This is a genomic window from Tolumonas lignilytica (genome assembly GCF_000527035.1).
GTDB lineage: Bacteria > Pseudomonadota > Gammaproteobacteria > Enterobacterales > Aeromonadaceae > Tolumonas > Tolumonas lignilytica.
In genome coordinates this window covers 1651363-1678348 of the sequence record NZ_AZUK01000001.1, presented here as the reverse complement: position 1 = coordinate 1678348, position 26986 = coordinate 1651363, and the positions used below count along the sequence as shown (strand labels likewise).

25 protein-coding genes are annotated in these 26986 nt (G+C 54.5%); 13 read left to right on the top strand and 12 right to left on the bottom strand.

From position 1 onward, the window contains the following. Window positions 1-9: 9 nt before the first annotated feature. Together H027_RS0107845 and H027_RS0107840 are read left to right on the top strand one after the other, a co-directional pair. A complete protein-coding gene (locus H027_RS0107845) occupies window positions 10-369 on the top strand; it encodes a DMT family protein (RefSeq protein ID WP_024871914.1) in 360 nt (119 codons plus the stop codon). Window positions 370-398: 29 nt separating this feature from the next. Continuing rightward, window positions 399-1763, top strand: coding sequence for a histidine-type phosphatase (locus H027_RS0107840; protein ID WP_024871913.1), 1365 nt, complete (start codon window positions 399-401; stop codon window positions 1761-1763). Here H027_RS0107840 and H027_RS0107835 read toward each other — a convergent pair. The 5 genes from H027_RS0107835 to H027_RS0107815 all read right to left on the bottom strand — a co-directional run bounded on the left by H027_RS0107835 (window position 1758) and on the right by H027_RS0107815 (window position 8207). Beyond that, window positions 1758-3755, bottom strand: a complete 1998-nt coding sequence (locus H027_RS0107835; protein ID WP_024871912.1) for a transglutaminase TgpA family protein — start codon at window positions 3753-3755, stop codon at window positions 1758-1760. The genes H027_RS0107840 and H027_RS0107835 overlap by 6 nt on opposite strands. Continuing rightward, the gene (locus H027_RS0107830) at window positions 3742-4719 is read right to left on the bottom strand and encodes a DUF58 domain-containing protein (protein WP_024871911.1); all 978 of its coding nucleotides are present in this window, start codon (window positions 4717-4719) and stop codon (window positions 3742-3744) included. The genes H027_RS0107835 and H027_RS0107830 overlap by 14 nt, the downstream gene beginning before the upstream one ends. Further along, window positions 4716-5621, bottom strand: a complete 906-nt coding sequence (locus H027_RS0107825) for an AAA family ATPase (RefSeq protein ID WP_024871910.1) — start codon at window positions 5619-5621, stop codon at window positions 4716-4718. Before H027_RS0107825 ends, H027_RS0107830 begins: the two co-directional genes overlap by 4 nt. After that, window positions 5524-7443, bottom strand: a complete 1920-nt coding sequence (locus H027_RS0107820; RefSeq protein ID WP_024871909.1) for a cation:proton antiporter — start codon at window positions 7441-7443, stop codon at window positions 5524-5526. The genes H027_RS0107825 and H027_RS0107820 overlap by 98 nt, the downstream gene beginning before the upstream one ends. 107 nt (window positions 7444-7550) lie before the next feature. Continuing rightward, window positions 7551-8207 (bottom strand): Bax inhibitor-1 family protein, encoded by a 657-nt coding sequence (locus H027_RS0107815; protein ID WP_024871908.1) that lies wholly within the window; start codon window positions 8205-8207, stop codon window positions 7551-7553. A 206-nt stretch (window positions 8208-8413) separates the two neighbouring features. Between H027_RS0107815 and H027_RS17645 the strand changes: the two genes are divergently transcribed. After that, a complete protein-coding gene (locus tag H027_RS17645; RefSeq protein ID WP_038149223.1) occupies window positions 8414-9298 on the top strand; it encodes an acyltransferase in 885 nt (294 codons plus the stop codon). 10 nt (window positions 9299-9308) lie between these two features. Here the strand turns inward: H027_RS17645 and H027_RS0107805 are convergent, their stop codons facing one another. From H027_RS0107805 to kdgK, 3 genes are all read right to left on the bottom strand, one after another. After that, window positions 9309-10223, bottom strand: a complete 915-nt coding sequence (locus tag H027_RS0107805; protein WP_024871907.1) for a Gfo/Idh/MocA family protein — start codon at window positions 10221-10223, stop codon at window positions 9309-9311. Between the two features lie 114 nt (window positions 10224-10337). Beyond that, window positions 10338-10964: a bifunctional 4-hydroxy-2-oxoglutarate aldolase/2-dehydro-3-deoxy-phosphogluconate aldolase gene (locus H027_RS0107800; protein ID WP_024871906.1), complete on the bottom strand. Its 627-nt coding sequence runs from the start codon at window positions 10962-10964 to the stop codon at window positions 10338-10340. Window positions 10965-10982: 18 nt separating this feature from the next. Next, window positions 10983-11924 carry a 2-dehydro-3-deoxygluconokinase gene (gene kdgK, locus H027_RS0107795; protein WP_024871905.1) on the bottom strand — a complete coding sequence of 314 codons (942 nt, stop codon included), beginning with the start codon at window positions 11922-11924 and terminating at the stop codon, window positions 10983-10985. Window positions 11925-12156: 232 nt separating this feature from the next. Between kdgK and kdgR the strand changes: the two genes are divergently transcribed. From kdgR to H027_RS0107760, 7 genes are all read left to right on the top strand, one after another. Further along, the gene (gene kdgR, locus H027_RS0107790) at window positions 12157-12969 is read left to right on the top strand and encodes a DNA-binding transcriptional regulator KdgR (protein WP_038149595.1); all 813 of its coding nucleotides are present in this window, start codon (window positions 12157-12159) and stop codon (window positions 12967-12969) included. A gap of 117 nt (window positions 12970-13086) precedes the next feature. Then, entirely contained in the window at window positions 13087-13275 is a 189-nt protein-coding gene (gene tatA / locus H027_RS0107785; protein WP_024871903.1) for a twin-arginine translocase TatA/TatE family subunit, read from the top strand. Between the two features lie 3 nt (window positions 13276-13278). Continuing rightward, entirely contained in the window at window positions 13279-13482 is a 204-nt protein-coding gene (gene tatB, locus H027_RS18985) for a Sec-independent protein translocase protein TatB (protein WP_051448970.1), read from the top strand. Further along, entirely contained in the window at window positions 13479-14204 is a 726-nt protein-coding gene (tatC, locus tag H027_RS0107775) for a twin-arginine translocase subunit TatC (RefSeq protein WP_024871902.1), read from the top strand. Before tatB ends, tatC begins: the two co-directional genes overlap by 4 nt. 136 nt (window positions 14205-14340) lie before the next feature. Then, a complete protein-coding gene (locus H027_RS18315; RefSeq protein ID WP_161632450.1) occupies window positions 14341-16347 on the top strand; it encodes a transporter substrate-binding domain-containing protein in 2007 nt (668 codons plus the stop codon). Then, the gene (locus tag H027_RS0107765) at window positions 16344-16787 is read left to right on the top strand and encodes a response regulator (protein WP_024871900.1); all 444 of its coding nucleotides are present in this window, start codon (window positions 16344-16346) and stop codon (window positions 16785-16787) included. Before H027_RS18315 ends, H027_RS0107765 begins: the two co-directional genes overlap by 4 nt. A gap of 8 nt (window positions 16788-16795) precedes the next feature. Then, window positions 16796-18514, top strand: a complete 1719-nt coding sequence (locus H027_RS0107760; protein ID WP_038149222.1) for a putative bifunctional diguanylate cyclase/phosphodiesterase — start codon at window positions 16796-16798, stop codon at window positions 18512-18514. A 28-nt stretch (window positions 18515-18542) separates the two neighbouring features. Here the strand turns inward: H027_RS0107760 and pdxR are convergent, their stop codons facing one another. The 3 genes from pdxR to H027_RS0107745 form a co-directional block, all read right to left on the bottom strand. Further along, window positions 18543-20033 (bottom strand): MocR-like pyridoxine biosynthesis transcription factor PdxR, encoded by a 1491-nt coding sequence (pdxR, locus tag H027_RS0107755; protein ID WP_024871898.1) that lies wholly within the window; start codon window positions 20031-20033, stop codon window positions 18543-18545. Between the two features lie 136 nt (window positions 20034-20169). Then, entirely contained in the window at window positions 20170-21807 is a 1638-nt protein-coding gene (locus H027_RS0107750; RefSeq protein ID WP_051448969.1) for a methyl-accepting chemotaxis protein, read from the bottom strand. A gap of 244 nt (window positions 21808-22051) precedes the next feature. After that, window positions 22052-22816, bottom strand: coding sequence for an SDR family NAD(P)-dependent oxidoreductase (locus H027_RS0107745; protein WP_024871896.1), 765 nt, complete (start codon window positions 22814-22816; stop codon window positions 22052-22054). A 244-nt stretch (window positions 22817-23060) separates the two neighbouring features. On the opposite strand from H027_RS0107745, the gene H027_RS0107740 reads away from it, so the two are divergent. The 3 genes from H027_RS0107740 (at window position 23061) to H027_RS0107730 (ending at window position 25770) form a co-directional block, all read left to right on the top strand. Continuing rightward, complete coding sequence (locus H027_RS0107740; RefSeq protein ID WP_024871895.1) at window positions 23061-24398, top strand: aspartate aminotransferase family protein; 1338 nt, start codon at window positions 23061-23063, stop codon at window positions 24396-24398. 101 nt (window positions 24399-24499) lie between these two features. Beyond that, complete coding sequence (locus H027_RS0107735) at window positions 24500-25078, top strand: TMEM175 family protein (protein ID WP_024871894.1); 579 nt, start codon at window positions 24500-24502, stop codon at window positions 25076-25078. Between the two features lie 98 nt (window positions 25079-25176). Further along, window positions 25177-25770: a malonic semialdehyde reductase gene (locus H027_RS0107730; RefSeq protein ID WP_024871893.1), complete on the top strand. Its 594-nt coding sequence runs from the start codon at window positions 25177-25179 to the stop codon at window positions 25768-25770. A 65-nt stretch (window positions 25771-25835) separates the two neighbouring features. On the opposite strand, the gene H027_RS0107725 is transcribed toward H027_RS0107730, so the two are convergent. Next, entirely contained in the window at window positions 25836-26942 is a 1107-nt protein-coding gene (locus H027_RS0107725; RefSeq protein WP_024871892.1) for an ABC transporter substrate-binding protein, read from the bottom strand. Window positions 26943-26986 lie beyond the last annotated feature (44 nt).

Genomic DNA, 26986 nt, shown 5'->3' with positions numbered 1-26986 from the left:
GAGTGTGACGTGAATCCCATTTTTACTAGTATGTTGTTACTGATGTGCAGTAACGTGTTTATGACCTTTGCCTGGTATGGTCATCTGAAAGATATGAGCAGCAAACCGTGGATCGTTGCTGCTATCATCAGTTGGGGAATTGCCTTGTTTGAATATCTGTTGCAGGTTCCCGCGAATCGGATTGGTCATACAGCTCTGAGCGTCGGGCAGCTGAAGATCATGCAAGAGGTAATTGCGCTGGCTGTATTTGTTCCTTTTTCAGTTTTTTACCTGAAAGAGCAGATCAAATTGGATTATCTGTGGGCGGCGTTGTGTATGCTGGGTGCAGTCTTTTTTATCTTCCGTGAAAAAATTATGTCGATGATTTAAATCGCATCGATATTCGGGGAGTGGCCACTATGTTTTGTTTGTCTCGTTTATCGATAAAACTGATCAGTTTTAGTCTGTTGGCATTGCCTGCGGTGGCGGCCGAAGTAGAAGAACCACTCTATCTCGGTTCACAAACTCCCTATGTGGCGCAACAATCGTGGCAGAGTTATCAGACAGCGCCTGCCGGCTATCAGTTGGTCTTTACCGAGCTGGTTGCCCGGCATGGTGCCCGGACTTTAGCTCACAACAGCGATCAGGTGTTGTATCAGATCTGGTTGGAAGCAGAGAAAAAAGGGGCGTTGACGCCCTTGGGGAAACAGTTGGGGCCTCAGTTGCAGGCATTGCTCGCTGCGGATAAAAAGCTGGGCTATGGCCAGTTAACCCAACTAGGAAAAGAAGAACATCAGCAGTTGGCACTACGGTTGTATCAACGTGATGCGGCGTTGTTCCAGCAGGCGATCCAGCAAGGTCAAAAAATCAGTGTCTGGCATTCCGGTCTGCAACGGGCAGAAGAGAGTGCCGCTAATTTTGTTGATGGGCTGACACAGGCGCAACCGGCCTTGGCGCCGCTGGTATTACCGGCCCAGAAAGATCAGGAATTACTCTATTTCCATAAAACAGCCAACAGCGAACCGTATCGTCACTATCTGAAGAAAAACCGGTTGCTGCGTAACACGCTGCATGAGATCACGGATCAGTCGACCAGTCATAAAATGGCTCATATGACGCTGACCCCGCTGTTCAATGACGATTTCATCGCGCGATTGGAGAATACGCAATACCGGTTCACGGTCGATGGTCGTGTGGTCGAACCGGATGATCTGGCGACGGCGCGCCTGTTGTATGATGTCTATAGCATTACACCGGGCATGAGCAATGAAGGACACTGGTCATTCTCCCGCTTCATACCGAAAAAAGCGGCGGTGTGGTTTGCCTATCTGAACGATGCGGAAGCGTTTTACAAGAAAGGGCCGGCCTTTAAAGGACAGGATATTACCTACCGTCTGGTCAAACCGCTCGCGGATGACTTTTTTGCTGCCATCCAGCATCTGAGTGAGACACCGACCCCGGAAGTGGCGCGGTTGCGTTTTACCCATGCTGAAGTGATTGCACCGTTGGCTGCTTTTTTACAATTACCGGGCAGTGATAAACCAGCGACTCTGCTCTCACCCTACCGCTATAAAAACAACCCATGGCGTGGCGCCCAAGTGATCCCAATGGCCGCCAACATGCAATGGGATGTTTACCGCGACAATCAGCAGCATTATCTGGTCAGAATGTTGTACAACGAGCAGGAAATGCCGTTCAAAGCAGCATGTCATCCGGTTGCACCAAATAGCTTTTATTATGATTTCAACGAGTTGAAGCGTTGTTATCAGTATGGCGGCTCATAACCGTCGGCTGAGCCGACGGATCTGGCGTCGTGCCTGATGAGGGTCGGCCTGTGCATACCGCGCGGCAAGATAGCAGTCGGTGATTTGCTGCATCAGCGCGGCGGCCGGATGCTGAAGTTGTCTCAGGCGCAACACCAGCGCCTGAGGCGTTTCGCCAGCCTGACGGCTGATCCCCTGCCTTGCCAGACGCTGACAGGCGGCGCAATAGGCTTTGACTAACGGGTCTTGCCGGTTCCGTTCCCGGCTTAGCCAGTGAACCAGCCAGGCCAGACCCAGCACCAGACTGAGCCCACCGAGCATGGCGAACAGGCGTCCCCACATGCTGTTACCAAACAGATTTTGCAGCAACTGTTGCTGTGATTGGTTGTTGTAGTTCAGCACCCACGAGGTCCAGCGATAATCGATATCGGCCAGGAAAGCATGCAACTGGGCCAGTAGCAGATAATGGCGGTAACTGATCAGACTGAACGGATCCCGCAGGCGGGTTTCGGCGCTCGGCAGTACGTCATCAATACTCTGACTGGCTCGCTCCGGGGCGACCACGAGGGTCGGGTCCACGCGTTGCCAGTGTCCGTCCAGCCAGACTTCGCTCCAGGCATGGGCATCAAACTGATACAGGCTCAGATAGTTGCCATTGGCATGATATTCCCCACCGAGATAGCCGGTGACCATGCGGGCTGGAATACCGGCCGCTCGGAGCAGAAAGGTAAAGCTGCTGGCAAAATGGGCGCAGAACCCGCGACGGCTGCCAAACAGAAAGTCGTCGATCTGGTTGTTGCCCTGCAGAGGGGGTGGCTGCAGCGTGTAGGTGAAGCTGTGACTGGCAAAATAGTGCAGTGCGGCCTGCACAAACTGGCGATCATCGTGATGATTCAAACGTAACTCTTCCGCCAATGCCCTAGTTTGCGGGTTGCTGTCAGCCGGCAGTTGCAGATCGAGGGCTCGCTGGGCACGGGAGAGCGCTTGTGGCATGACGCTTTGCGGGAAATAGGTCAGCTGCACCTGTTTTTCCTGTTGTAATCGTTTAGGCGAATACAGGCTCATCACCGGGGTCAGCAAGGCATCGTTGGTTTCCGGTCGCGACAGATCTAGGCTATAGAGCCAGTGCTGATTGCTGGGTTCGACAATCAGCCGGTAGGCCGTAGACGGGCCTGACCAAGGTATCAATTTTTGCAAGGGCGTTGTGGCGAGGAGCGGATTGTCCTGCTGTTGATACCAGACACGCAGATAATTGGCGACCCTCCAGCTTTTACCATCAAAATTCTCATGGACCAGTGCCCGCCAATAACGTTCGGTGGGTGGCGGTAATGCACCGTCGAAACTGGCGCGAAAGGCCAGCGCACTGGAGCGGGAAAGCTGGGCGATATCGCCCGGGGTTACCTCTTCATTCAAACCGGTCGTGGCGTGTTGTATATCCGGTAATCGCCACAAAGGGCCGGCGTGGGGGATCAATAAGAACAGCACCGCCATGAGCGGTAGACTCTGCAACAGCAACCGAAGGCCAAGCTGCCATTGCGCGCGATAGCTGTCGGTTTGATAGATAGACACTAAAGCGATGCTATTGAGCGCGATGACCAGCAGCAAATACAGGGTAAATGCCAGCCCCTGATGGTAAATCAGCATTAGTGCCCCGAGGAAAAAGAGAGACAGCACATGCAGACTGAGATGGCGGCGGCTGTTGAACTCCAGAAATTTCAGCGTACAGCCCAACACCAGCAGATTAAACATCGCGGGTAATAAGCCGCTGCTGCGCCACAGATAGGCAACAAAGCCCATGCCGACCAAGGCCAGCCCGTTTTTCAGCCAGGCTGCCGGCGGCGGCAGACGATCCTGCGCCACCGCATAGCGCCACGCGATAATCAGCAGTGCACAACCATAAATGACACCATGCAGTTCGGTATAGAGCGGCAGCACCATCAGCAGATAGCTGGCACTGAGCCAGTTCAGCGTTTGCCGGCCCAATACTACCGAGAGATTTTCAGTGCTCTTCATACAAGGCCAAGGCGGTCAGACAAGCGGTCTGGTGAGGTTCACCGGCGCCGGGGGGAATACGTTGCTGGCCGAGTAGCAGTCCGTAACGGCTGCCTTGTCGTTCCAGCAGTTGGAGCTGATAGCAAAGATGCGACAGTTTTTCCTCCAAAGTGTAGCCCGGTGTTTTTCGCAGTTCCAGCCAGCATTGTTCCGGCAAGGGCGTGCTGAACTCCTTGCTCACCCAGCCGCGACCCTGTGCCACCTGCTTCCAGGCAATCTGACTGAGTGATTCACCGGGGCGGTAAGGGCGCACTCCCTGAATTTCATCCATCCCGGTGGTTTGGTGGTGCGCGCTCACAGCGCGGTCGCCGCTGGCCATGGCATCGTCAGCCTGCAGTTGCAGCTCACAGGGCTGCGGCTGCGGGTAAACCAGTACGCGTTGTTGCAGGTCAATGAGGGTCCAGCATTGCAGCAGGCCCAGTGGCCACTGGCTGGAAAGCCGCAGTCGCCCTGGATGCAGCCAGCCACGACGCTGGGTAAGGAAACTGACCCCCAGTTGATCCTGTGCGGCGAGTTCCGGCAGGTGTTCGCCGATGGCACCGTCGGCGGTCAGATGCAGGTCATACCGCCGCCGCGAGCGGGTATGGATCTGGATCTGAAAGCGGACCGTTTTGCCGGCATAGCTGGTGGAAGTGGGGATTACTTCGATGTGCAGGCCGCTCAGGTTGAAGTGACAATAATGCATGGAAATCACAAACAGACTGAACAGCAGATACGCCAGCGCCAACACCAGATTATTTTCATAGTTGGAACCGAGCAGAAAGATGGCTGCGGTCAGTGCCAGATAGACGCCGCCGGTTCGGCTGGGAAAGATAAACAGATTATGCCGGTTAAGTGTGATTTGCGCGGCAGGCGGAATACGCTGTGCCAGCCAGTCTGCTATGCGTTGCTGCCAGCGGTGTTGCAGCGCCTGCCACAGCTTCATTGTACCGGGTCCACCCGTTCCAGCAGGGCACGGCTGAAGCTTTGGCGCTGCCCGATGACACTGCTGGTGGCGTTGCGTAAGCGGTGTTCGGCCACTGGGGCAAAGACCGCCTGAATGTCATCCGGCAGCAGATAATCCCGGCCTGCCATGTAGGCCCAGGCGCGGGCGGCGCTGAGTAATGCCTGACTGGCCCGCGGCGAGAGTGCGTGCGGGGTGAGCCCGGCATAGCGGCTTTCATGCACCAGACCGAGCAGATAATCCAGCGCGGCATCGGCGACCCGAACCTGAGTCACCTGCTGTTGCATCAACTGCAAATGCTGGCTGTCCAGCTTCGGCGTAACCTTGAGCTGCTGCGTTTGCAGCAGCATCTGTTTTTCGGTGGCCTGATCGGGGTAGCCCAGCTCAATTCGCATCAGGAAGCGATCCAGCTGGGATTCCGGCAGCGGATAGGTGCCAGCCTGATCCTGCGGATTTTGTGTGGCAATGACAAAGAACGGTTCCGGCAACGCACGTGTTTCGCGGTCGATACTGACCTGTCGCTCGGCCATGGCCTCCAGCAACGCACTTTGCGTCCGTGGGCTGCCGCGGTTGATCTCATCAGCCAGTAATACCTGCGTGAAGATCGGCCCCGGATGAAAAACAAACTCACGTTGCTGTTCAAACACCGACACCCCCAGTAGATCGGCGGGTAGCATGTCGGAGGTAAACTGCACTCGCTGATAGTCCAGCCCCATCACTGTGGCCAGCGCATGAGCCAGCGTGGTTTTGCCCATGCCGGGCAGATCTTCAATCAGCAGGTGCCCTTTAGCCAGCAGGCAGCAGACCGCGAGTTGTATTTCTTCCTGTTTGCCCAGAATTACCTGATTCAGCGTATGAAGGATCTCTCTGAGTGGCTGGGTCATGATTCGGCTCTCCTGATACACCATTGGGCTCGTTCCGGTTGTTCTCTTTTTGTGGTGATAACGACAGGATCACGTTGCCCGCAACCGGCAGTACCGGATTATCCGCCGTCATGATGCGCACCAGCCCCTTGTCATTCAGCACAAATAACGGGATCGCGTCTGCATTGGTCTGTTGGAAATCGCGCCATGTGAACGCGTCGGCCAGACGGGTCACTTTCACTTTGCCGCCACTTTCCAGCATCTTACGCAATCGTGAATAGGTTACCTCCTTGCCAAACAACACCTGACGGGCGCGAAATGTTGCGCTGTCGCGGTTCTTCTTTTTTTCCATGTCGCCCGGTGGCAGCGAGTAAACCCGCTCTCCGCTGTAGAGATGGGCGAAATGCTGGATGCCCAGTGCGTTCTGCTGCCGGTTGGGCGACAGGGCCAGCACGTATTTAATTTCATGCTGCGGCAAATAGCGTTCGGCATGCTCTGAATGCGGGCTGCCATAATAACAGGGTAACCCCGCCAACCGGGCCAGCTTGTAGTTTTCCCACGCCGGATCAGAGAGATAGACGGGAATCTTCTGCTCATTCAGTGCCTGTCCGATAGCCCGGGCCAGTGCATTGGCCCCAATGATAAGAATAGTCTCTGGATTGGGTTGTTGCAGACCGAGACGCCGGGCCAGCCAGGTGCTGGTGAGACTTTGCAGCACGACGGTGGAGATGATGACGGAAAAGACCAGCGGCACCAGCTTGTCGGCATCCGGAACCTGATTCGCCTCCAGACTGAGTGCGAAGACGGAGCTGACAGCGGCAGCGACAATCCCGCGTGGTGCGATCCAGCTTAACAGCAGTTTTTCCCGGAAACGGAGGCCGGAATTTATGCAGGAAAGGAAGATACAGGCGGGGCGGGCAATAAACTGCACGACACCCATCATCAACAAGACCATCGGCCCCAGTCGCCATAAGGCTGCCAGATCGAGTCGGGCGGCCAGCAGGATGAACAGGGCCGAAATCAGGATCATCGATAAGTCTTCTTTGAATTCTAAAATGGCATCAATTTCCAGATCATCCTGATTGGCCATCCAGATCCCGAGAATGGTCACGGCCAGCAAGCCGGATTCGGCACTGAACCGATTCGAGAGGGTCATGGTCAGCAGCACAATGGCCAGCACCCCAAATTTATGTAACTCGTAAGGTAGCCATTTCCGCCGGATCAGCAGGCTGGTGAGCCAGCCCATGAACGCCCCCAATGAGATGCCGACGCCCAGCGTTTTGCCCAGTGCCAGCAAGGTATGGCTGAGCACATCACTGTGCTGGCTTAACGTAACCCCTTCAAACACCAGTACAGCAAACAGTGCCCCGATGGGGTCGATGATGATCCCTTCCCAGCGCAGGATGCGGTCGAGTTCTTTTTTGGGTCGGATGATACTGAGCATCGGGGCAATCACGGTCGGCCCGGTGACCGTCAGTACCGAGCCCAGCAGAATCGCGATGCGCCAGTCGAGCGCCATGATGAAATGGCTGGCCAGCGCAATCACCACAAAGGTGGTTAAGACGCCGATTGAACAGAGATTGCGCACCACATGGCCGATCCCTTTCAGGTCTTTCAGTTTGAGGGTCAGCGCCCCTTCAAATAGGATCACAGCCACGGAAAGCGAAATGATCGGGAATAACAGGTTGCCCAGTAGCCGATCCGGTGACGGGGCGGCCGGCCAGGCGCCGAGCGATAACCCCGTGATCAGGAGGAGCAGGATAGCCGGAACCCGGAGGCTCCAGGCCAGCCATTGTGCCAGTACGGCAAAACCCACGACGGATGCCAGATAGAACGCGTACATAAAGTGATCCTCCCTGTGGTCAGTCTGATATCACTCTGTCGCCGCAATAAAACAGGATCCGTGGGCGGTAACCTGGGTTCGGCAACCCAGATTCCGCCCGATAACACTTAGCGACGACTGAGGATTCGCAGCACACGCAAAAAGAGATTGATGATGTCGAGATACAGCGCGGCAGCACTGTCGATGGCGTTATCCAGCGTTTTGGGCAGGGCATTGGCCCGCGCCCAGTCATAGCCGATGTAACCACTGAAAATCAGGGCCACGGCCCAGTCGGTCAGCGGATGTGATTTGTGGAAGATAAAGACTTCTGCTAACTGCACGACCAGCGTGATCAGCAGTGCAAAGAACAGGGCGCGCCCGATCCCCTGAAAGAAGGCCGGATACATACTGCCCAACAGCATCATGACAAAGGTAATTTCACCGGTCACCCGCATGGCTTCCAGCACTAAGGCACTGTCGAACTGGCTCACCACCAGATTCAGCACCAGACCAAACGGGACGACAATCAGGTTGTAGCCGAGGAAGCTGATCAGCGGGTTGACGGAGCGGTTCAGGATGACACTACCGGCCATGCAGCAGAGGAAATAGCCGATAAAAAACAGACGGTGATCAATGGTATACAGACTTTCCACCGGGATGGTCATCATCATTAGCCAGTTGACAAAGAAACCCCAGCACAAGGTCAGACCGATGGTCAGGTTGTATAATGAAGGGCTGATTTGTTCGCCGACGAGCTGTGTGCGTTTGAATACACTGGTTTCCATTGTGTGATCCCATGAAGAAAAAAAGAGCTTACATTATGAGCAGAAGTCATGGAATTTGCCTAGTAGTGTTTCAAACGGAGCAGCAAAAGAACTTGACAGAAAAATAGATTTATCACTTCACCTGCTGCGATCTTGCAGCGATAATGCGCGCTTTCGAACGGCCTGAGGCCAGAAGTCTTTAACCCTGCTGACTGATTTTTACTATTATGCTGTCGTTCCTGCCCGGTTTTGTGTTGTTGGTATTCAGTGTCGCCATGGTGATTTTGAATACTGCGTTAGTCTCTTTATTGATTGGTGTGCTGGCCATACTGAAATTGCTGTTGCCGATCGCGGCCATCAGACATCGCCTGACACAGGCCTGTAATGGGGTGATGTACGGTTGGTTGTGTGGCAATGCGCTGATGTTGCGGTTGGTGAACCGGGTCGAATGGGAAGTTCACGACACCACCCAGTTAAACCCCAAGGGCTGGCATATGGTGATCTGTAATCATCAGAGCTGGGCGGATATTGTGTTGATCGGTGATATTTTCCGTAACCGGCTGCCCGTCCCCAAATTTTTCCTGAAACATGACCTGCTGTATGTCCCGTTTGTCGGTCTGGCCTGCTGGGGGCTGGACATGCCGTTTATGCGCCGCTACACCCGTCAGCAATTATTGAAAAATCCGGCCTTACGCGGCAAGGATGTCACTACGGCGCGCGAGGCGTGTGCCAAGTTCAAGACCATTCCGACCACAGTCATCAATTTCGTTGAGGGCAGCCGGTTTACGCCACAAAAACGCGCAGAGACCAAGTCTCCGTACCAACATTTGCTGACGCCCAAACCCGCCGGGTTGGCCATGGCGATCAATGTGCTGGGTGAGCAGTTTGAGAAGATCGTGAATGTGACACTGGCCTATCCAGACAATCAGGAACGCCCGTTCCATGACATGCTGAGTGGACGCATGAAACGGATCCAGGTCTGGATTGAAGAGATCCCGGTGACCGAGGTGCAGCGGGGTGATTATATGAAGGATAAACCGTTTAAACGGGGATTCCAGCAGTGGCTGAGCGACGTCTGGCAACGCAAGGATCAGTTGTTGAATGAGCGCTAGGCGCTCATTGCTATCGGGTTTCCGCCAGTAATTTTTCCATCCAGCGCTGAGCGATCAGCGCCTGTTCCCCCGAGACCAGCGGCGTGGTCTGGTTAGCGACACACTCCAGATAGTGCTTCACCATCGGGGCGAAGCCGCGCAGTTCCAGAATGGTTTGCCAGCTACCGGCAGTCGTCACGTAGATTTTTCCATCCCGTTCCTCTTCCAGCCGGTTTAAATCGCGGACGCGCATCACGGCACCGTGTGTGACGACCTCCAGTGTTTCTGCCTGCGTGCCGGCGTCGCGGTGCATGGCGGTGTTGATCAGTTTGTTGTCATGACGGAAGGTGTGTCCGGCAAAAATCAGCTCATCCTGTACCGTGGTATTGATCTGGCTGGCCAGCAGCGACAGCTCGCCGTCACAGAGCCAGAGCACGGTGTCCAGCAGATGCAGATAATCGTCGAGCATCGTAAAGCGCAGAGAATTTCCGATGCCGTGGATGCGGTGTTTTTCAAAACGGACGGCGGCGGCACAAGGCATCTGCTCTTTGATGATCTGATAAAACGGGGCAAAGCGGCGGTTGAAACCGACCATCAGAGTCAGTTGCTTTTTTTCGGCCAGTTCAACCAGTGCCTCTGCCTGATCCAGCGTGTCGGCCAGCGGTTTATCGACATACACATGCAGCCCCTTTTGCAGCAGGTGGCTGGCGATGTCGTAATGGGTGGCGGTCGAACTGTGAATGAAGGCGACGTCACAGTTGGCGGCCAGTTCATCCAGTGAAAAGAACGAGACGATACGGTATTGCTGGCAGAGCAGACAGTTTTTCTGCTGGTTGGGGGAGTAGGCCCCGATCAATTCCCAATGGCGGGCCTGCGACAAGATCGGCAAATAGACTTTCTGCGCGATACCGCCCAACCCCACGATGCCGACCCGTAGCTTACGCATGCCGCCTCCTTTCGCCGAGAAAACAACATGGTAGTGTCGCCGGTCACCGGGATGCAAGACCGGATACGGAGCCTGAGCCGATCCGGTTGCTGTTTTGTTACCGGTAAGACATTTCTATGCGTTGAGTGCGGCCATGGCCTCTTTGGCCAGCAGGCCTATTTTGTCCCATTGCTGCTGGTCGATCAGATCGGCAGGAACCATCCAGGTGCCACCACAGGCCACCACGGTTTTTAAGCCCAGATAGCTTTTCACATTCTCGGGCGTCACACCGCCGGTCGGCATGAATTTTACCGGATAGACCGCAGACATCGCTTTCAGCATGTTGACACCGCCAGAGGGTTCCGCCGGGAAGAATTTCAGCATGTTAAGGCCCATTTCCATCGCTTGTTCGACCAGACTCGGGTTGTTCACACCGGGTACGATGGCGACACCACGTTGTTGGCAATAACGCACGGTGGTCGGATTAAAACCGGGGCTGACAATGAAGTCGACACCTGCCGCGATCGCTTCATCGACCTGTGCCGTGGTGAGCACCGTTCCTGCGCCGATCAGCATGTCGGGGAAGGCGGCTCGTAACCGACGGATAGCCTCTGCGGCAGCCGGTGTGCGAAAAGTAATTTCGGCGCTTGGCATTCCGTTTGCCACCAATACCCGGCCCAATTCAACCGCGTCATCGGCCTGCTTGATGGCAATAACCGGAATGATCTTCAGTGCCTGCAAACGTTCCACTAAGGTCGACATGATTTCTCCTGGAATAAATTAAAGGACGACTGACGGCATGGCGTCAGCCGGAATAATGGCGCCACGATATTGGATCACGGTGCCGGCTAAGCGATGGCCTTGTTCTGCCGAGGCGGTCACGCTGCCGTGTTGCAGGCGACGGGCCAGATAACCGGCACTGAACGAATCGCCGGCCGCCGTGGTATCAATGACGGCGCTGGCGGCAATTTTTTGTGCCGCGACGGTTTCCTGAACGCCGTTCTGACTGACGATGACACAAGGTTCGGCACCCCGTTTAATCACTATTTCACGGACGCCTAAGTCTTGGGTTCGGTGGATCACGGTCTCCAACGCGCATTTTCCCCAGAGTGCATCTTCATCATCCAAAGTGAGAAAGGCGATGTCGGTCAGCTGCAGCATCTGCTGGTAGCACTGTTGTGTTTCTTCACGGCTGAGCCAGAGGCGAGGGCGATAGTTATTATCAAAGACCACTCGGCCACCCTGTGCTCGGAATGACGCGAGAAACTGGAACAGGCGTTGGCGGCTGGCGGGGTTCAGAATGGCCAGGCTGATCCCGCTCAGATAGAGGACATCCATATGGGATAACTGTTCCAGCACCTGGTTGGTCTGCTCGGTTTCCAGCCAGTATTTCGCCGCCGCATCACTGCGCCAGTAGGAAAAACTGCGCTCACCCTGTGCATCGGTATCGATAAAATAGAGCCCGGGCATTTTGTGGGGCAGACGTTGTACCAGCGACGTATCGATCCTTTCTGATTGCCACGCATCAATCATGCTTTGGCTGAAATGATCGGTGCCCAAGGCAGAAACATAAAACACCTTGCCCTGGTCGGCCGCTAATTGACGGGCAAGATAAACCGCCGTATTCAACGTGTCACCGCCGAATCCTTGCCGGATATCCTGCTCCCGGCGCTGTAGTTCCACCATGCATTCACCGATGATGGCGATGTTGAGAGTAGCCATGGATGTTTCTCATTTTGTGTCTAAAAAACAAGCATAGATTATCTAATCAAACTTTTGTGTCAAATAAAATAAAACGATGTTTCATTTTATTTGTGATAGATGCATAAAATTGACACGCGGAGGTTGCGGCAAAAATAAGTCATGATAAAAAGGGGGCGCAGGGGCTGATGCGGTTGATTTGCGCCGGTATCCGGCTTTGCATAAGATGTGGCCGCAGCAGTTTTTAACAATCATGGCAGAGGTAGTGGTGAACGACTTTTCCAAACAGCAGGATTCCGTTTCGTCGGTGCTCAAGGTATTCGGTATTTTGCAGGCACTGGGTGATGAACATGAAATCGGGGTGACCGAGCTATCACAGCGGGTGATGATGTCGAAGAGTACGGTTTATCGTTTTCTACAGACCATGAAATCGCTGGGTTACGTGCAGCAGGAAGGGGAAAACGATAAATATTCACTGACGCTGAAGTTGTTCGATCTCGGTGCCAAAGCGTTACAGCACGTCGATTTGATTCGTATTGCCGATCAGCAGATGCGCATGCTTTCCAAAGCAACACAGGAAACCATTCATCTGGGCGCGATGGAGGATGAGAGTATCGTCTATCTGCACAAGATTGATTCGTTATATAGCCTGCGCATGTATTCCCGTGTCGGGCGGCGTAATCCACTGTATTGCACGGCCATTGGCAAGGTATTACTGGCCTGGCTGGATGAGCAGACGATCCGTGACATTCTGGCGGCCGTGACTTTTGAAGCCAAAACCGCCAACACGCTGGCCGATATTGACGCCTTGCTGCAAGAGCTGGCGGATGTCCGCCGCAGCGGTTTCAGTGAAGATCGCGAAGAACAGGAAATGGGTATCCGCTGTGTGGCGGTGCCGGTTTATGATCGTTTTGGCCATGTGCTGGCCGGATTAAGTATCTCCTTCCCGACTATTCGCTTTGATGAAAACCAGTTGGCGCACTATGTTGCGCTCCTGCATCAGGCGGCCGCGGCAATCTCTCTCCAGTTGGGCTTGAGCCGTTATCCTTTTCCTGCCGAAGCTTGAACTTCGTGATAGCGCGCATGTAGCCGATCCGCCGATCGGCTTTTTTATGGCGTAACAGGTGAAATGCAAACGAAAATGATATAGATTATCATTTAAGATAATTGAGTGGAGATTCAAATGCATTTCAGTGTCACGGAATTATTGTTGATTGCGTTTATTGCCATCGTGCTGTTCGGTAGCAAGAAGGTGCGCATGTTAGGCGGTGACATCGGGCATGCGATCCGCGATTTTCGCCATGCCATGCAGGAACAGCCTAAGGCTGCTGAACCGGCGAAAACGACCGACAGCGAAAAACAGAGCGCCTGACCCGTGTTCGATATCGGATTCAGTGAGCTGGTGTTATGTGCGGTGGTGGCACTGGTGGTGTTCGGGCCGGAAAAATTGCCAACCCTGCTGCGGGATATCGGCGCCTTCCGGCGGCAGGTTAGCCAGCTTTGGCAGCATGCGCAACACTCACTGCAAAAAGAGCTGGACGCGGCGACGGCGGAGAAACCGCAAGAGCCCCGCTCATGAATGTACTGAATCATCTGCTGGAGTTACGCCGGCGTCTGCTGCATTGCCTGTTGGTATTGCTGGTGCTGTTTCTGCCGCTCAGTTATTTTGCCAATGCTATCTATCATCTGCTGGCAACGCCGTTGCTGGCGGTCTTGCCGCAGGGCACACACATGATTGCGACGGCGGTCTCGGCGCCGTTTCTGGTGCCGCTGAAACTGACCTTGCTGGTGGTGCTGTTGCTGGCTTTGCCTTATCTGCTCTGGCAGATCTGGGGCTTTCTGGCACCGGCTTTATATCGTCACGAACAGCGCTGGTTACTGCCCTTGCTGTTTGGCAGCAATCTGCTGTTTTATACGGGCATTGCTTTCGCCTACTACGTAGTATTGCCACTGATTTTTCGTTTCATGGTCGGTGCCCTGCCGACCGGGGTCAGCATGGCCACGGATATCGGCAGTTACCTTGATTTCGTGCTGACGATGTTTTTCTCGTTTGGTGCTGCATTTCAGTTGCCGTTGCTGATTGCGGTGCTCTGTCGCACCGGTGTCACGTCGGTTACTGCGCTGAAAACGAAACGCCCACATTTTATCGTGCTGGCTTTTATTGTCGGCATGCTGTTATCGCCACCGGATGTGTTGTCTCAAACGTTACTGGCGGTGCCGTTGTGTCTGCTGTTTGAAGCCGGGTTATGGCTGGCATACTGCTGGATGCCGAAAGCGTCAGCCATCACGGTCGCCCGCTAAACCGGATGTTTCTCTCAAATGTTGCTATTTGGCAACGAAAGATCATTATCCTGACATCATAAGTCGTTATTCTTGTTGGCTGATTTATCAGTCAGCACAGAGATCATGACCAACGGAAAGGGATAAAATGGCATTGATGAGGCAACGGATTCGACACTGGCTGTGGCTGGGCTGGTTTGCTGCACTGTGGGGTGTGGCCCCGGTGGTTTATGCTGCCACGACGCCTTCCACGATCACCGTGGTGATGGATAATAATTACCCGCCTTACACCTTTCTCGATGCCGAAGGGCATCTGCAGGGCATCCTGAAAGATACCTGGGATCTCTGGTCAAAGCATACCGGCATCGCGGTGAACATTGAGGCGATGGATTGGAGTCAAGCGCAAGCGCAAATGGCCGCCGGGCGGGCGGATGTCATCGATACTATCTTTGTGACCCCGGAACGACGAAAACACTATGACTTCTCCGCACCCTATGCCGATATTGATGTGTCGATTTTTTTTAATCGGAAAATTTCCGGCATCGTCGATGCCGATTCACTGCGCGGTTTTACCGTCGGGGTCAAAGCCGGGGATGCCTGTATTGACACCTTGCAGCAACACCACATTACCAGCCTGAAAAGCTACCCCAGTTATGAAGCCATGATCGATGCGGCGGCCCGGGAAGACGTAGTGGTATTCTGTATCGACAAACCACCGGCCATGTATTTTCTGTATAAAAAAGGGTTAAGTCAGCGCTTTAACTACACGCGGCCGCTTTCCGTCGGGCAGTTTCATTGGGCTGTCCGGTTGGGCAACACGCAACTGAAACAGATCATTGCCGCGGGCTTTGCGCAAATTACCGCGTCGGAACGACAGCAGATCCACGAGAAATGGCTGGGCAGTGCACTGACGAACGGTTTGTCAGTTATGACCACGCGGGGGATCATTGAAGCCTTGCTGGTCGTCCTGGGGGTCATTGGCTGTTTGGCGTTCTGGAACTGGAGCCTGCAGTTGCGGGTGGAAGCCAAAACGGCGGAGCAGGCGGCGGCGCAAAAGATTATCGAAGAACAGAATATGCGCTTTTCGATGGCTTCTGATGCCGCCGGGCTGGGATTTTGGGACTACGACCCCTATTCCGGGCGGATCGAATGGGATGACTGGATGTACCGGATTTACCACCGGGAACGAGAACAATACGCGAACCCGACGGAACTTTGGGAGAATGCCACTCACCCGGAAGATCGGGCGCAAAAAACACAGAATTTAAACGAGGCGATTCTCGGGGTGCGCGAATTTGACACGGAATACCGCATCCTGCTGCCGGATGGCGCGATCCATCATGTTAAATCGCTGGCTTCTGCCATCCGGGATACCAACGGACAGGCGATCCGTCTATTCGGCATTACCTTTGACGTCACGAAAGAACGTCGCGCCGAGCAACGGCAGTTGCAGTTAGTCAATCAGTTGACGCGCATTAATGATGAATTGAACAGTTTTGCCTATGTCGCCTCGCATGATCTGAAATCACCGTTACGGGGGATTGATCAGTTAGCCACCTGGATCACTGAAGACCTGGGCGATACGCTGAGTGAGGATACCCGCAATTATCTGCGCCTGATGCGTAGCCGGATCAACCGGATGGAGATGTTGCTGGATGACTTGCTGACCTATTCGCGGGTCGGGCGGATCAGCGATGATGTCGTGACCGTGAATACACACGAGCTGGTACAGGCGGCATTTGATCTGACAGCCTCAGGTGGTAAACAGATTGTTTTGCATCTCGCCGACGACATGCCTGTGTTGCAGACCCGGAAGGTGCCGCTGGAACTAGTTTTCCGCAACCTGATCGGCAATGCGATCAAACATCACGATAAAAAGCAGGGGATCATAGAGGTATCGGCCAACCCTGTCGAAAATGGCATCGAATTTGCTGTAAAAGATGATGGGCCCGGTGTGCCATTGGAACATCAGCAACGGATTTTCGCCATGTTCCAGACACTCAAACCGCGCGATGAAGTAGAAGGCAGTGGCATCGGTCTGGCACTGGTCAAGAAGGCAGTGGAATCGGTGGGCGGAAAAGTCACGCTGGAGTCTGACGGCCAGCATGGCTGTACCTTCCGTTTTACATGGCCGACGGTCATTCCTGAGGAACAAAGTACATGACGGCAGAAGAAAGCAAACCCTATAAAGAAGTGACCATCCTGCTGGTAGAGGATGACGATGTCGACGTCATGGGGGTCGAACGGGCTTTGAAAAAATTAAAGATTGCCAATCCGATTGTCCGAGCCCGGGATGGCATGGAGGGGCTGGCGCTGTTGCGCGAACCCGCGGCGGTACCTCGGCCCTATATCATTTTGCTGGATCTCAACATGCCGCGCATGAATGGGCTGGAGATGCTGGCTGAATTGCGGAACGACCCGGTGTTGTCGAGTGCAGTAGTGTTTGTGCTGACCACCTCGAAGGCCGATGAAGATATCGTGGTGGCCTATCAGCAGCATGTGGCTGGCTACATCGTCAAAAGTCAGGTGGGGGATGGTTTTCTACGCATCATGGGCATGCTGGATCACTACTGGCGTGTTGTTGAATTACCGGTCGGAGTCTGAGGTCTGACATGAGTACGCCACTGCGCTTTCTGTTGATTGATGATGACGAGGTTGATCGTCATGCCATTCACCGGGCTTTAAAACAAAGTCTGGTGGCGTGCGAGGTTGTGGCGGCCGCAACGGCAGCAGAAGGGCTCAAGCTGGCGGGTGAGCAGCATTTTGACGCGATTCTGCTGGACTACCGGCTGCCAGACCAAGACGGTATCGATGTGCTGCATTCACTGCGTGGCGGGCGCTTTGAAGGTGTCGCGGTGGTGATGCTGAGTCATCAGGAAGATGAGACGTTGGCCGAGCGCTGTCTGGAAGCCGGTGCGCAGGATTTTCTGCTCAAAGATGAGGTCAATGGTCGTCGCCTGTCACGGGCGGTGCGGCAGGCGCGGCAGCGTTATCAGATCGAGGAAGCGCTGCGTAACAGTCGCGAACAGTTACGACAATTGTCGGAACGGGATCCACTGACCGGGCTCAGTAACCGGCGGGGTTTTGAAATGGCACTGGCGAAGGCGGTGGCTCGGGCCCGACGTGGCGACGAGAATCTTGCGCTGCTGCTGCTGGATCTGGATGACTTCAAAAGTATCAACGACACGCTGGGGCATGATGCCGGTGATCTGTTGCTGGTGGAAATGGCGCAACGGCTGAGCGGTATTGTGCGTGAGAGCGATTATCTGTGCCGTCTGGGTGGCGATGAATTTGTGGTGCTGATGACCGATCTGCAACACCCCGATCAGGCGACGCATCTGGCGGAGCGCATCGTGGCTGCCTTGCAGGTTCCGGTGCAACTGGGTGCGACGGAGCAGATCATCACGACCAGCATCGGCATTGCCATTCTGGAGCATGGCACGAATTCGGAACTCGATCTCCTGAAATCGGCCGATGTGGCGCTGTATCATGCCAAGCGGGCCGGGCGTAACCAGAGCCAGTTCTATTCCGCAGCACTGCAGGATGCGGTGGAATACCGGGCCAGAATGAAACATGACTTGGTGAAAGCGCTGGAGCGAAACGAATTCCGGCTGTTTTATCAGGCGCAGATCCAGTCGGTCGATCATCGTATCGGTGGCATGGAAGCCTTATTGCGCTGGCAGCACCCGACACTGGGTTTGCTCACGCCCGATGCATTTCTGCCGATTGCCGAAGAGACGGGGCTGATTGTGGAGATCGGTCATTGGGTGTTGCAGGAGGGTTGCCGGCAGTTGCAAGCGTGGAAACAACGCCAGCCGGAGACCACTCACCAGTTGGTGCTGTCGATGAATCTGTCGGCGGTGCAGATCCGGCAGAGTGGCTTATCCCGAGCCATCCAAAATATTTTAAGCGAACATGCGCTGGATTCCGCGAGTCTTGAGCTGGAAATCACGGAAAGCGTGCTGATCAGCGATACTCATTCCACGGTGGCGATGCTGTCGGCGATTGTGGCGCAAGGGGTGGGGCTGTCGTTGGATGATTTTGGTACCGGCTACTCCTCATTGGATCATCTCAAGCTGTTTCCGATCAGTGTCCTGAAAATTGATAAAGGCTTTGTCTCTGCCATTGGCCATGAAGAGAAGAGCGAGCGTTTACTGGTGGCGATCATTGCGTTTGCCAAAGCGCTGGGTATGAAAATCATCGCCGAAGGGGTGGAGACCGAGCAACAGGCGGACTTCTGCCGGCGGCATGGTTGCCATCTGCTGCAAGGCTATTATTTTTCCCGTCCACAGCCTGCCGATGAATTTGAGGCATTATTTCTGACGGCGTAGCGCTCGCATCCGCCTTGTATGGCGACGGTCAGTGGCTTTGACTGCGCTCCATCTCTTTTTCCAATGCCGCGGCCAGCCGGATGATACCCGGCTTGATGGCCTCCGGACGGATGGCATTAAATCCTAAACGAAAGTAGTTCTGTGGCGCGTCGGCTTCCAGAAAATGCGGGGCGCCAGGCTCGATCAGTACGCTGCTGTGTGCCGCCCGCCAGGTGAGACGTTGGGTATTGATCTCTGCAGGCGCTTCCACCCAGAAGGCGGTGGCGCGGCTTGGGTTATAACGGCACTGCGGCAGGTATTTATCGAGTGCATCTTTCAGCAGGCTCCAACGATAGGCCGAGTTTTCACGATAGCGGCGCAGATAGGTTTCGTAATGGCCCTGCGCCAGAAAATGTGCCATTTGATACTGAATATAGGTTGGCGGATGACGATAGAGCAGACGGCGCAGGGCACGCAGCTCATCGATCAGTTCCGCCGGCCCCACCAGATAGCCCAGACGTAACCCCGGTGATAACGCCTTCGACAGGCTACTAATGTAGATCACTCGACCACAGTGATCGTGTGCCTTTAAGGCGGCCCGCGGGTGCGGTTCGATATTGGTATCGGAATCAAAATCGTCTTCGATAATGATCTGCTGATGGGTCATGGCATGTTGCAGCAATTGCTGGCGCCGCAGGTTACTCATGCTGATGCCGGTAGGCGCCTGATGACTTGGGGTGACATAGAAGTAGTCGCAGCGGGCGGAGTCGGGCGTCAGCGCCAGCCCGTCGGCGTCAACCTGATGCGGCATGATGTCTACCTGCTGCAAGGCAAAGGTATTAATCGCTTCGCGAAACACCGGGCTTTCCACACCGACGCGGGTGCCTGGTTTGAACAGCAGTTGCGATAACAGGCTGAGCGCGTTCTGCGTACCGAGCGTGATCAGGATTTCATCACTGCCCGCCATGATGCCGCGTTTCGGCAACACGCGGGTGCGCAGTTGTTCAATCAGCATCGGGGAATCCTGATCCACATGGTCGTGCAGCCAGTGGTGATCCCGCAGGCTGCCCATGACTCGGCGCGACGCCTCACGCCACTGTTCCATGGGAAACAGTTCGGTATCGGGCTGACCATAAATAAAGGGAAAATCGTATTTCATCCACTGGGCGGGTTTGGTGATGGTCAGGTAATTGCTGGGGCAGATAGTGAACAAATCGCCCCATTCTGGGGCGTTATGTGCGGCATCCTGATGAACGATCACCGGGGCTTCTTCTTCGCGTTCCTGCGGATGATAGCGGGGATGCACGTAATAACCGCTGCGTGGACGGCTGACCAGATACCCTTCATCCCGCAGGCTTTCATAGACCAGCGCGACAGTATTGCGTGAAATTCCTAATTGTTCCGAGAGGTTACGACAGGAAGGCAGCGCCTCTTCGGCTAAAAAACGGCTGGCCAGAATCGAGCTGACCAGCGCTTCCCGTAGCTGCTCTTGTAATCCTCTGTCATCGGCGAAATCGATTTGAAGGCTGTGTTCAATCATCTGCTTCACCCTTGGTGTTCTATCACCGGAAAGATGTGCAAAGCCTGTGCCTTTTTGTCCAATCGGTCAACTTTCTGTGCAGCGGAAACGCAGAGCCGCCGACGGGGAGTCATGTCGGCGGGGTATGGGGTACGGATCAGGTCTTGAACTTGGCCACCAGATTACCCAGTTCGTCACTCAGTAATTTCAAATCATGGCAGGTTTGATTGAGTTGGTTATTTTGTTCGGCGACCTCTCTGGAGAGTTGGGAGATATTGACGATATTGCGGTTGATTTCGTTAGAGGCCAGATCCTGCTCTTCGGCGGCACTGGCGATCTGTGTGTTCCGATCGGTGATGATAAGAACGGCATGGGCGATCTCCTGCAGCGCCATTTCCGTCTCTTTCGAGTGCTGTTCGGTCTGTTCTGATAATGCCAAGGTTTTTTGCATGCCGTTGGCAGTGGTATGTACCCCATTTTCCAGGCGGGTGATCATGGCTTGAATTTCATTGGTGGAGGCTTGCGTCTGGGTGGCCAGCGTTCTGACTTCATCGGCAACGACGGCAAAGCCACGACCCTGCTCGCCGGCTCGGGCGGCTTCAATGGCCGCATTCAACGCCAGCAAGTTGGTTTGATCGGCAATACGTTTGATGACATCGAGCACCGAGCCGATATTTTTGGTTTCCTCCACCAGTTGTGTCACTTCCTGATTGGCATTTTTCACTTCGCTCATGAGGTTCTGCATCGAGACACGGGCGTTGGCTACTACGTGATTGCTGTTGCTGATCCGCTGTTTGGCATCGTTGGCAGCCTCGGCGGCCTGTTCGGCGCTGGCAGCCACTTCTTTGGTGGTGGCTGTCATTTCATTCATGGCCGTGGCGACGGCGTCTGTTTCAAGTTGCTGCCGTTCGACATTGCGTTGACCGGTCGCCGCCATGGTTTCCAGATGTTCGGAGGCCTGATGACTGCGTTCACTGGCCGCGATGATATTGCGGACGGTGTCGGCGAGGTTGCGGGTAAAGGCGTTGAACGAATGGGCCAGCCGGGTTAATTCGTCATTGCCGTCTTCATCCAGTTTCTGGGTTAAATCGCCACCGCCCTTCGCGATTTCCCGCAGCCCCTGTTCCGTTTGTGCCAGCGGTTGCAGAATACTGCGGGTGATAAGCCAGGAGAACAGCATCAGCAACAGGAGGAGCGGGATCAAGAGCTGCAGGATGGTCCACAGTTGCTGCAGGAAAAACGCCCGCACATCATCGGTGTATTCTCCGGCGCCGACAATCCAACCCCATTCCGGGAGCAATTTGACATAAGAAACCTTGAACACCGGGTCGGAAAAACCGGGTTTTGGCCAGTAATAGTCGACATAGCCACCGGCCGGATTGGCTTGTGCCACCCGGACAAACTCCATGAAGATGAGCTTACCCTGCGTATCTTTGATGGTGTCGAGAGGTTTGCCTTCCAGATCCGGTTTGGCGGTATGCATGATGGCGACGGGCCGGGTGTCATTGATCCAGAAGTAGTTGTTGTTGCCAAAACGCATGTTGCGAAGCGCCTCTTTGGCGAGCTGCTGCGCTTCCGGTTCGGTTAGTTTGCCTTGTTGCTGCTGTTGCTGGAAAAAAGCCAGCGTGCCATAGGCGGATTGTACCTGCTCGCGGATTGCGCTACGCCGACTGTCCAACATGCCGTTATAGGAATAATCCAATGTGATCGCCATCAAGACGACAATACCTGCAATCATCAGCATCATATTCATCAACAGGCGATGAGAAATACTGAATCGGCGGAGAATGTTCATATGCATTATCCTGAGCAGAAAAGGATATTTCAGACTATGCACTAACCCTGCCTACATAAGGAAAAACGCATAAACGTTTACGCATTTGTAAGGTGGGTCACATTAACGGGGATAGTCAAATGAGTTGGCTTTGTCGGTCTGCCGATACTCGGATGAATGCCGTGCAAAATTGAAGACGGCAACTGCATTATGAGAAGCAAATTGATAATGCGACAACCCCGCGCAGGGGTGTCGCATGAGAGGACTAGGTTGGGTCGCGATCAATGGCGAAGGCTGACCAGGCCTGACGGGTCGGCATCACTTCCACGCGGTTAATGCAGATGTGATCCGGCAGGGTGGCGATATAGAACATCTGTTCGGCAATATCCTCGGCGGTGAGGGCGGTGGTGCCGCGATACAGCCGATCGGAGGCGGCCTGATCACCTTTGGTTCTGACCAGCGTGAATTCGGTTTCGGCAATCCCCGGTGCCAGATCAGTGACGCGAACGCCGGTGCCGAGCAGGTCACAGCGCAGGTTGTAGCTGAACTGTTTGACGAACGCTTTGGTGCCGCCATAGACGTGGCTGCCCGGATAGGGCCACTGGCCGGCAATGGAACCGATGTTGATAATCGAGGCACCGGCCCCGGTGGCGATCAGGGTAGGCAACAGGGCATGCGTAACATTGACCAGCCCTTTGACGTTGGTATCGATCATGGTGTGCCAGTCTTCCAGCGCGACCGACTGGGCCGGATTCGGTGACAAGGCCAGCCCGGCGTTGTTCATCAGAGCTTTTACCTGTTTGAAGGCGTCTGGCAGATTGGCGACGACGGCTTTGACCGCCTCACTGTCGCGTACATCCAGCACAGCAAAATGCACCGGCACCTGAGCGGATAATTCGTCAGCCAGTGCTTTCAGGCGGTCTTCACGGCGACCGGTGATCACGACCGACCAGCCCGCCTTGGCAAAACGACGTGCCGCCGCCTGACCAAAACCGGAGGTGGCACCGGTAATAAATACGACATCTCCCATTGATCACTCCTGTGTTCGTTGTTATCGGTGAATTACGTTGACTACCTTACCAGTGATGCTGCGGGTCGGCGAGGGGCGGAACACCGCCGTCTGACACATCTTTCCGGTGGAACTGGCCCTATCGGTTTTAGGCATTTCTTCCTAGTCTGAAGCCATCAGAGGACTGCCACGGGTTCCCAGTCACGGAAATACGACACGGAACATAACCATGCGCAGTCGCAACCACGGACAGTGAGGATGGACGATGAATCAGGCAATAACCCATGACGCGGGTGTCTCAAACCGCGAAGTCTATGAACTCGACCGGCAGTATGTGTTTCACTCCTGGTCGGTACAGGGGGCGCTGAATCCGCTGGTGATTGCTGGTGGTGCCGGTTGCAAACTGTGGGATTATGACGGCAAGGAGTATCTCGATTTCAGCAGCCAGCTGGTCAATACCAACATCGGGCATCAGCATCCGAAAGTGATTGCCGCCATCCAGCAGCAGGCAGCGGAGCTGGTGACCATTGCTCCCGCGACAGCTAACCGCATCCGTGGTGAAGCGGCCAAACGTATCGTCGCACGTGCGCCGGACGGTTTTAACAAGGTGTTCTTCACCAACGCGGGTGCGGATGCCAACGAAAATGCGATGCGTATGGCACGGTTGTTTACTGGTCGCGACAAGATCTTATCCGGCTACCGTTCCTATCATGGCAATACCGGCAGTGCGATCGTGGCCACTGGCGATGCCCGCCGCGTGCCCAATGAATATGCGCGTGGTCATGTGCATTTCTTCCACCCGTATCTGTACCGTTCCGAATTCTCTGCCACGACGGAGGCCGAGGAATGTGAACGCGCACTGCAACACCTGCGCCGCATCATCGAGTGTGAAGGCCCGCAATCGATAGCCGCGATTCTGATGGAAACCATACCCGGCACGGCTGGCATCCTGACGCCACCGGTCGGGTATCTCCCGGGGGTGCGAGCCTTGTGTGATGAGTTCGGTATCGTGCTGATTTTAGATGAGGTCATGGCAGGATTTGGTCGCACCGGTTCCTGGTTTGCCTTTGAACAGTTCGGCGTGGTGCCGGATCTGATCACCTTTGCCAAGGGGGTCAACTCCGGGTATGTGCCAGCGGGTGGCGTGCTGATTTCTGACCTGATCGCGGCCTATTTCAACGATCATTATTTTCCGGGCGGGCTGACCTATTCCGGTCATCCGCTGGCGATGGCGGCGATCGTCGCCACACTGGATGCGATGGCCGAAGAAGGCATTGTCGAACATGCCGCCGCCATCGGCCACGGTGTGCTGGGTGAAGGCTTAAACGCACTGGCGGCGAAGCATGCGATCATCGGGGAAGTGCGCGGCAGCGGCGTGTTCTGGGCGTTGGAGCTGGTGACGGATCAGGTGACACGACAAGCCATGCCGGCGGCGGTGATGGGCGAGATCAAGAATGCATTAATCAAGAATGGTCTGCTGCCGTTTGTGGCGGATAACCGCATCCATATCGTGCCGCCTTGTATTATTACCGCAGAGGAAGTGAAGCAAGGGTTGGCAATATTGGATAGCGTGCTGAGCCTGTTTGCGGGCCATGCGGCCTAGTAACTGGCATGAAAAAAGCAGCCCATCGGCTGCTTTTTTATGTTCTATGCTGTTGAGAGGGAATGCAGAGACGCACGACGCCGTGATGCGAGGTCACGAACATGGGAAAAAACCGGTTGGAAGCCTTTTTCGATGGGGTGGTGGCCATCATCATCACGATCATGGTGCTGGACATGAAAGTGCCGCACGGGGATAGCCTGAATGCCTTATTACCGCTGCTACCGGTGACCTTAAGTTATGTGCTGAGTTTTATCTATCTTGGCATCTACTGGAATAACCATCATCACATGTTGCACACCTGTCGGCAGGTGACGGGAGCCATGCTGTGGGCCAATCTGCATCTGCTGTTCTGGCTGTCGCTGATCCCGTTTACGACCGGCTGGATGGGCGAAAACCACTTTGCCCAAGTGCCTGCCGCGCTGTATGGCTTGGTGTTGCTGATGGCCTCGATTGCCTACCGGATCTTGCAACAGCAAATCATTGCCTCGCAGGGGGAACATTCCCTCTTACAGCAGGCGATCGGCCGCGATTGGAAAGGCAAATTATCGCCGGTGTTCTATGCCACCGGGATTCTGTCGGCGTTCTTGTCGCAGTGGTTGGCGGTGGTGGTTTATATCGGCGTGGCGTTGTTGTGGCTGATACCCGACCGGCGCATCGAACGTCTGGCGCAGCATGAATAACAGACTAATTTAGTCGGAAATATTTTTTACCAACCTGACACGGGTGGCCTATGGTTATAGATAGGCTTCGATAATTATGCGTGTGAATGAGGTGAAACATGAATCAGCCGCTGGATAGACATGTGTTGGAACAGGTCTTTTTCAATGCCCGCACTTTCAATAAATTCACCGCACAGGCCGTTTCGGATGATCTGATCCGACAACTCTTTGAACTGATGAAATGGGGGCCGACGTCGATGAATTGTCAGCCGGGCCACTATGTGTTTATTAAAAGCCCGGAAGCCAAACAGAAACTGAAAAATGCATTGATGCCCGGTAATCAGGAAAAAACCATGGCGGCGCCGGTCACCGTGATCGTGGCCATGGACATGCAGTTTTATCAACATATGCCGCAACAATTTCCAGCTAATCCGAATGCCAAGGCAATGTTTGAGGCCAATCAGGAATTAACGCGGGTGACCGCCAAGCGCAATGCCACATTGCAGGGCGGCTACCTCATTCTGGCGGCGCGGATGCTGGGGCTGGATTGCGGCCCGATGAGCGGTTTCAATAATCAAATGGTCGATCAGGTCTTCTTCCCTGAAGGGCGTTACAAATCCAATTTTCTGATCAACATGGGTTACGGCGATGCGTCGGGGAATTATCCCCGCGGCCCGCGCCTGCCGTTTGCCGAGGCGGTGGAGATCCTCTAAGGCTCTCCGCCGCCGTCAGGAGAGTGTGGTTATCTCGCTGATCACGGTAGGCTTGTTTTTTCGCATCAGGTTTTATCGTTGATGCCGAGCATGAAGGTTCCCTTCGGACGAATCGGCAGGTACTGTTCATAGAACTTCAGATAAGTCGCCTGCGGGTTGAGATCGGTGAACAGATCCGGATAGAGCACTTTGGCCACATACTGAATCAGGGCGGCGTCCATGATGCTGCGGGTCGCACCGTGGTAGACCGCGAACACGCGATGGTTCTTCACCGCCGGTAAATCAGACCAGCCAGCACGCTGCGTGAAGCCTTTCAGGCGTTGTTGCACATTAGCGGCATCAATATCCTGACCCACTTGCATCGCGGTCTGACTGACGACACTTTCATACCCTGCAATCATCACCACGTCCGGCTTGCTGGCCAGCAGTTGTTCCGGGTGAATGGAGCCCCAGCTTTCGACGAAGGGAGCCGCAATATTATTGCCCCCGACCAATTCAGCCATGGCACCCCACATATTTTTTCCGTAGGTGTAGCTGTATTCTGCCGGACCTTTGTCTCCCAGCTCAATATAGATGCTGGGCTTAGGTTGGTTTGCTTTTTGGATGCGGTTGGTAATCGTGGTCACCACCTGTTTGTAGGCCTTGGCAATCTTCTCGGCACGATCCGTTTCGCCAGTGATCTGACCTAAAATGCGGGTACTTGCCAAATGACGTTCCAACGTCTGCGCGTTGTAATCGATCACCACAACCGGGATGTGCGCTTGTTCTAGTCGGGCTAACTCAGCACCTAACGCTTTGTATTGCCAGTCAGCCAGCACTACCACATCTGGTTTGCTTGCCAGAACTTTTTCCATCGAGAAAGTCTGGTCTTGCACGTTACCGACGTTCGGTACTTTTGCGAGTTGCGGTTTGCTGGCGACATACATATCCCAAATTGCCGGGCGTGATTTTATAAACCAGCCACTGGAAATACCCGCTAAGTGATCGAATGACGCATCGCCGCCGACCGCAAAATAATCTTCAAGATAAAACCCCAGCAGCACTCGTTTGGCCGGTGCATCGATGGTGACTTTACGGCCTAAAACATCTTCGATCATGGTCGGTTTTGCCAATGCGAAGGTCGTTGTCAGGCTGAATATGAGCAATATGGTGAATCGTTTGATCCAGTTCATGGAGGGCCTTATTTGATTTAAATTAAGCGAATGATAATGGTTAT

Coding starts and splice junctions, on each gene's coding strand:
- H027_RS0107840 (WP_024871913.1), top strand. CDS start 399: ATGTTTTGTTTGTCTCGTTTATCGATAAAACTGATCAGTTTTAGTCTG.
- H027_RS0107835 (WP_024871912.1), bottom strand. CDS start 3,755: ATGAAGAGCACTGAAAATCTCTCGGTAGTATTGGGCCGGCAAACGCTG.
- H027_RS0107830 (WP_024871911.1), bottom strand. CDS start 4,719: ATGAAGCTGTGGCAGGCGCTGCAACACCGCTGGCAGCAACGCATAGCA.
- H027_RS0107825 (WP_024871910.1), bottom strand. CDS start 5,621: ATGACCCAGCCACTCAGAGAGATCCTTCATACGCTGAATCAGGTAATT.
- H027_RS0107820 (WP_024871909.1), bottom strand. CDS start 7,443: ATGTACGCGTTCTATCTGGCATCCGTCGTGGGTTTTGCCGTACTGGCA.
- H027_RS0107815 (WP_024871908.1), bottom strand. CDS start 8,207: ATGGAAACCAGTGTATTCAAACGCACACAGCTCGTCGGCGAACAAATC.
- H027_RS17645 (WP_038149223.1), top strand. CDS start 8,414: ATGCTGTCGTTCCTGCCCGGTTTTGTGTTGTTGGTATTCAGTGTCGCC.
- H027_RS0107805 (WP_024871907.1), bottom strand. CDS start 10,223: ATGCGTAAGCTACGGGTCGGCATCGTGGGGTTGGGCGGTATCGCGCAG.
- H027_RS0107800 (WP_024871906.1), bottom strand. CDS start 10,964: ATGTCGACCTTAGTGGAACGTTTGCAGGCACTGAAGATCATTCCGGTT.
- kdgK (WP_024871905.1), bottom strand. CDS start 11,924: ATGGCTACTCTCAACATCGCCATCATCGGTGAATGCATGGTGGAACTA.
- kdgR (WP_038149595.1), top strand. CDS start 12,157: ATGGCAGAGGTAGTGGTGAACGACTTTTCCAAACAGCAGGATTCCGTT.
- tatA (WP_024871903.1), top strand. CDS start 13,087: ATGCATTTCAGTGTCACGGAATTATTGTTGATTGCGTTTATTGCCATC.
- tatC (WP_024871902.1), top strand. CDS start 13,479: ATGAATGTACTGAATCATCTGCTGGAGTTACGCCGGCGTCTGCTGCAT.
- H027_RS18315 (WP_161632450.1), top strand. CDS start 14,341: ATGAGGCAACGGATTCGACACTGGCTGTGGCTGGGCTGGTTTGCTGCA.
- H027_RS0107765 (WP_024871900.1), top strand. CDS start 16,344: ATGACGGCAGAAGAAAGCAAACCCTATAAAGAAGTGACCATCCTGCTG.
- H027_RS0107760 (WP_038149222.1), top strand. CDS start 16,796: ATGAGTACGCCACTGCGCTTTCTGTTGATTGATGATGACGAGGTTGAT.
- pdxR (WP_024871898.1), bottom strand. CDS start 20,033: ATGATTGAACACAGCCTTCAAATCGATTTCGCCGATGACAGAGGATTA.
- H027_RS0107750 (WP_051448969.1), bottom strand. CDS start 21,807: ATGAACATTCTCCGCCGATTCAGTATTTCTCATCGCCTGTTGATGAAT.
- H027_RS0107745 (WP_024871896.1), bottom strand. CDS start 22,816: ATGGGAGATGTCGTATTTATTACCGGTGCCACCTCCGGTTTTGGTCAG.
- H027_RS0107740 (WP_024871895.1), top strand. CDS start 23,061: ATGAATCAGGCAATAACCCATGACGCGGGTGTCTCAAACCGCGAAGTC.
- H027_RS0107735 (WP_024871894.1), top strand. CDS start 24,500: ATGGGAAAAAACCGGTTGGAAGCCTTTTTCGATGGGGTGGTGGCCATC.
- H027_RS0107730 (WP_024871893.1), top strand. CDS start 25,177: ATGAATCAGCCGCTGGATAGACATGTGTTGGAACAGGTCTTTTTCAAT.
- H027_RS0107725 (WP_024871892.1), bottom strand. CDS start 26,942: ATGAACTGGATCAAACGATTCACCATATTGCTCATATTCAGCCTGACA.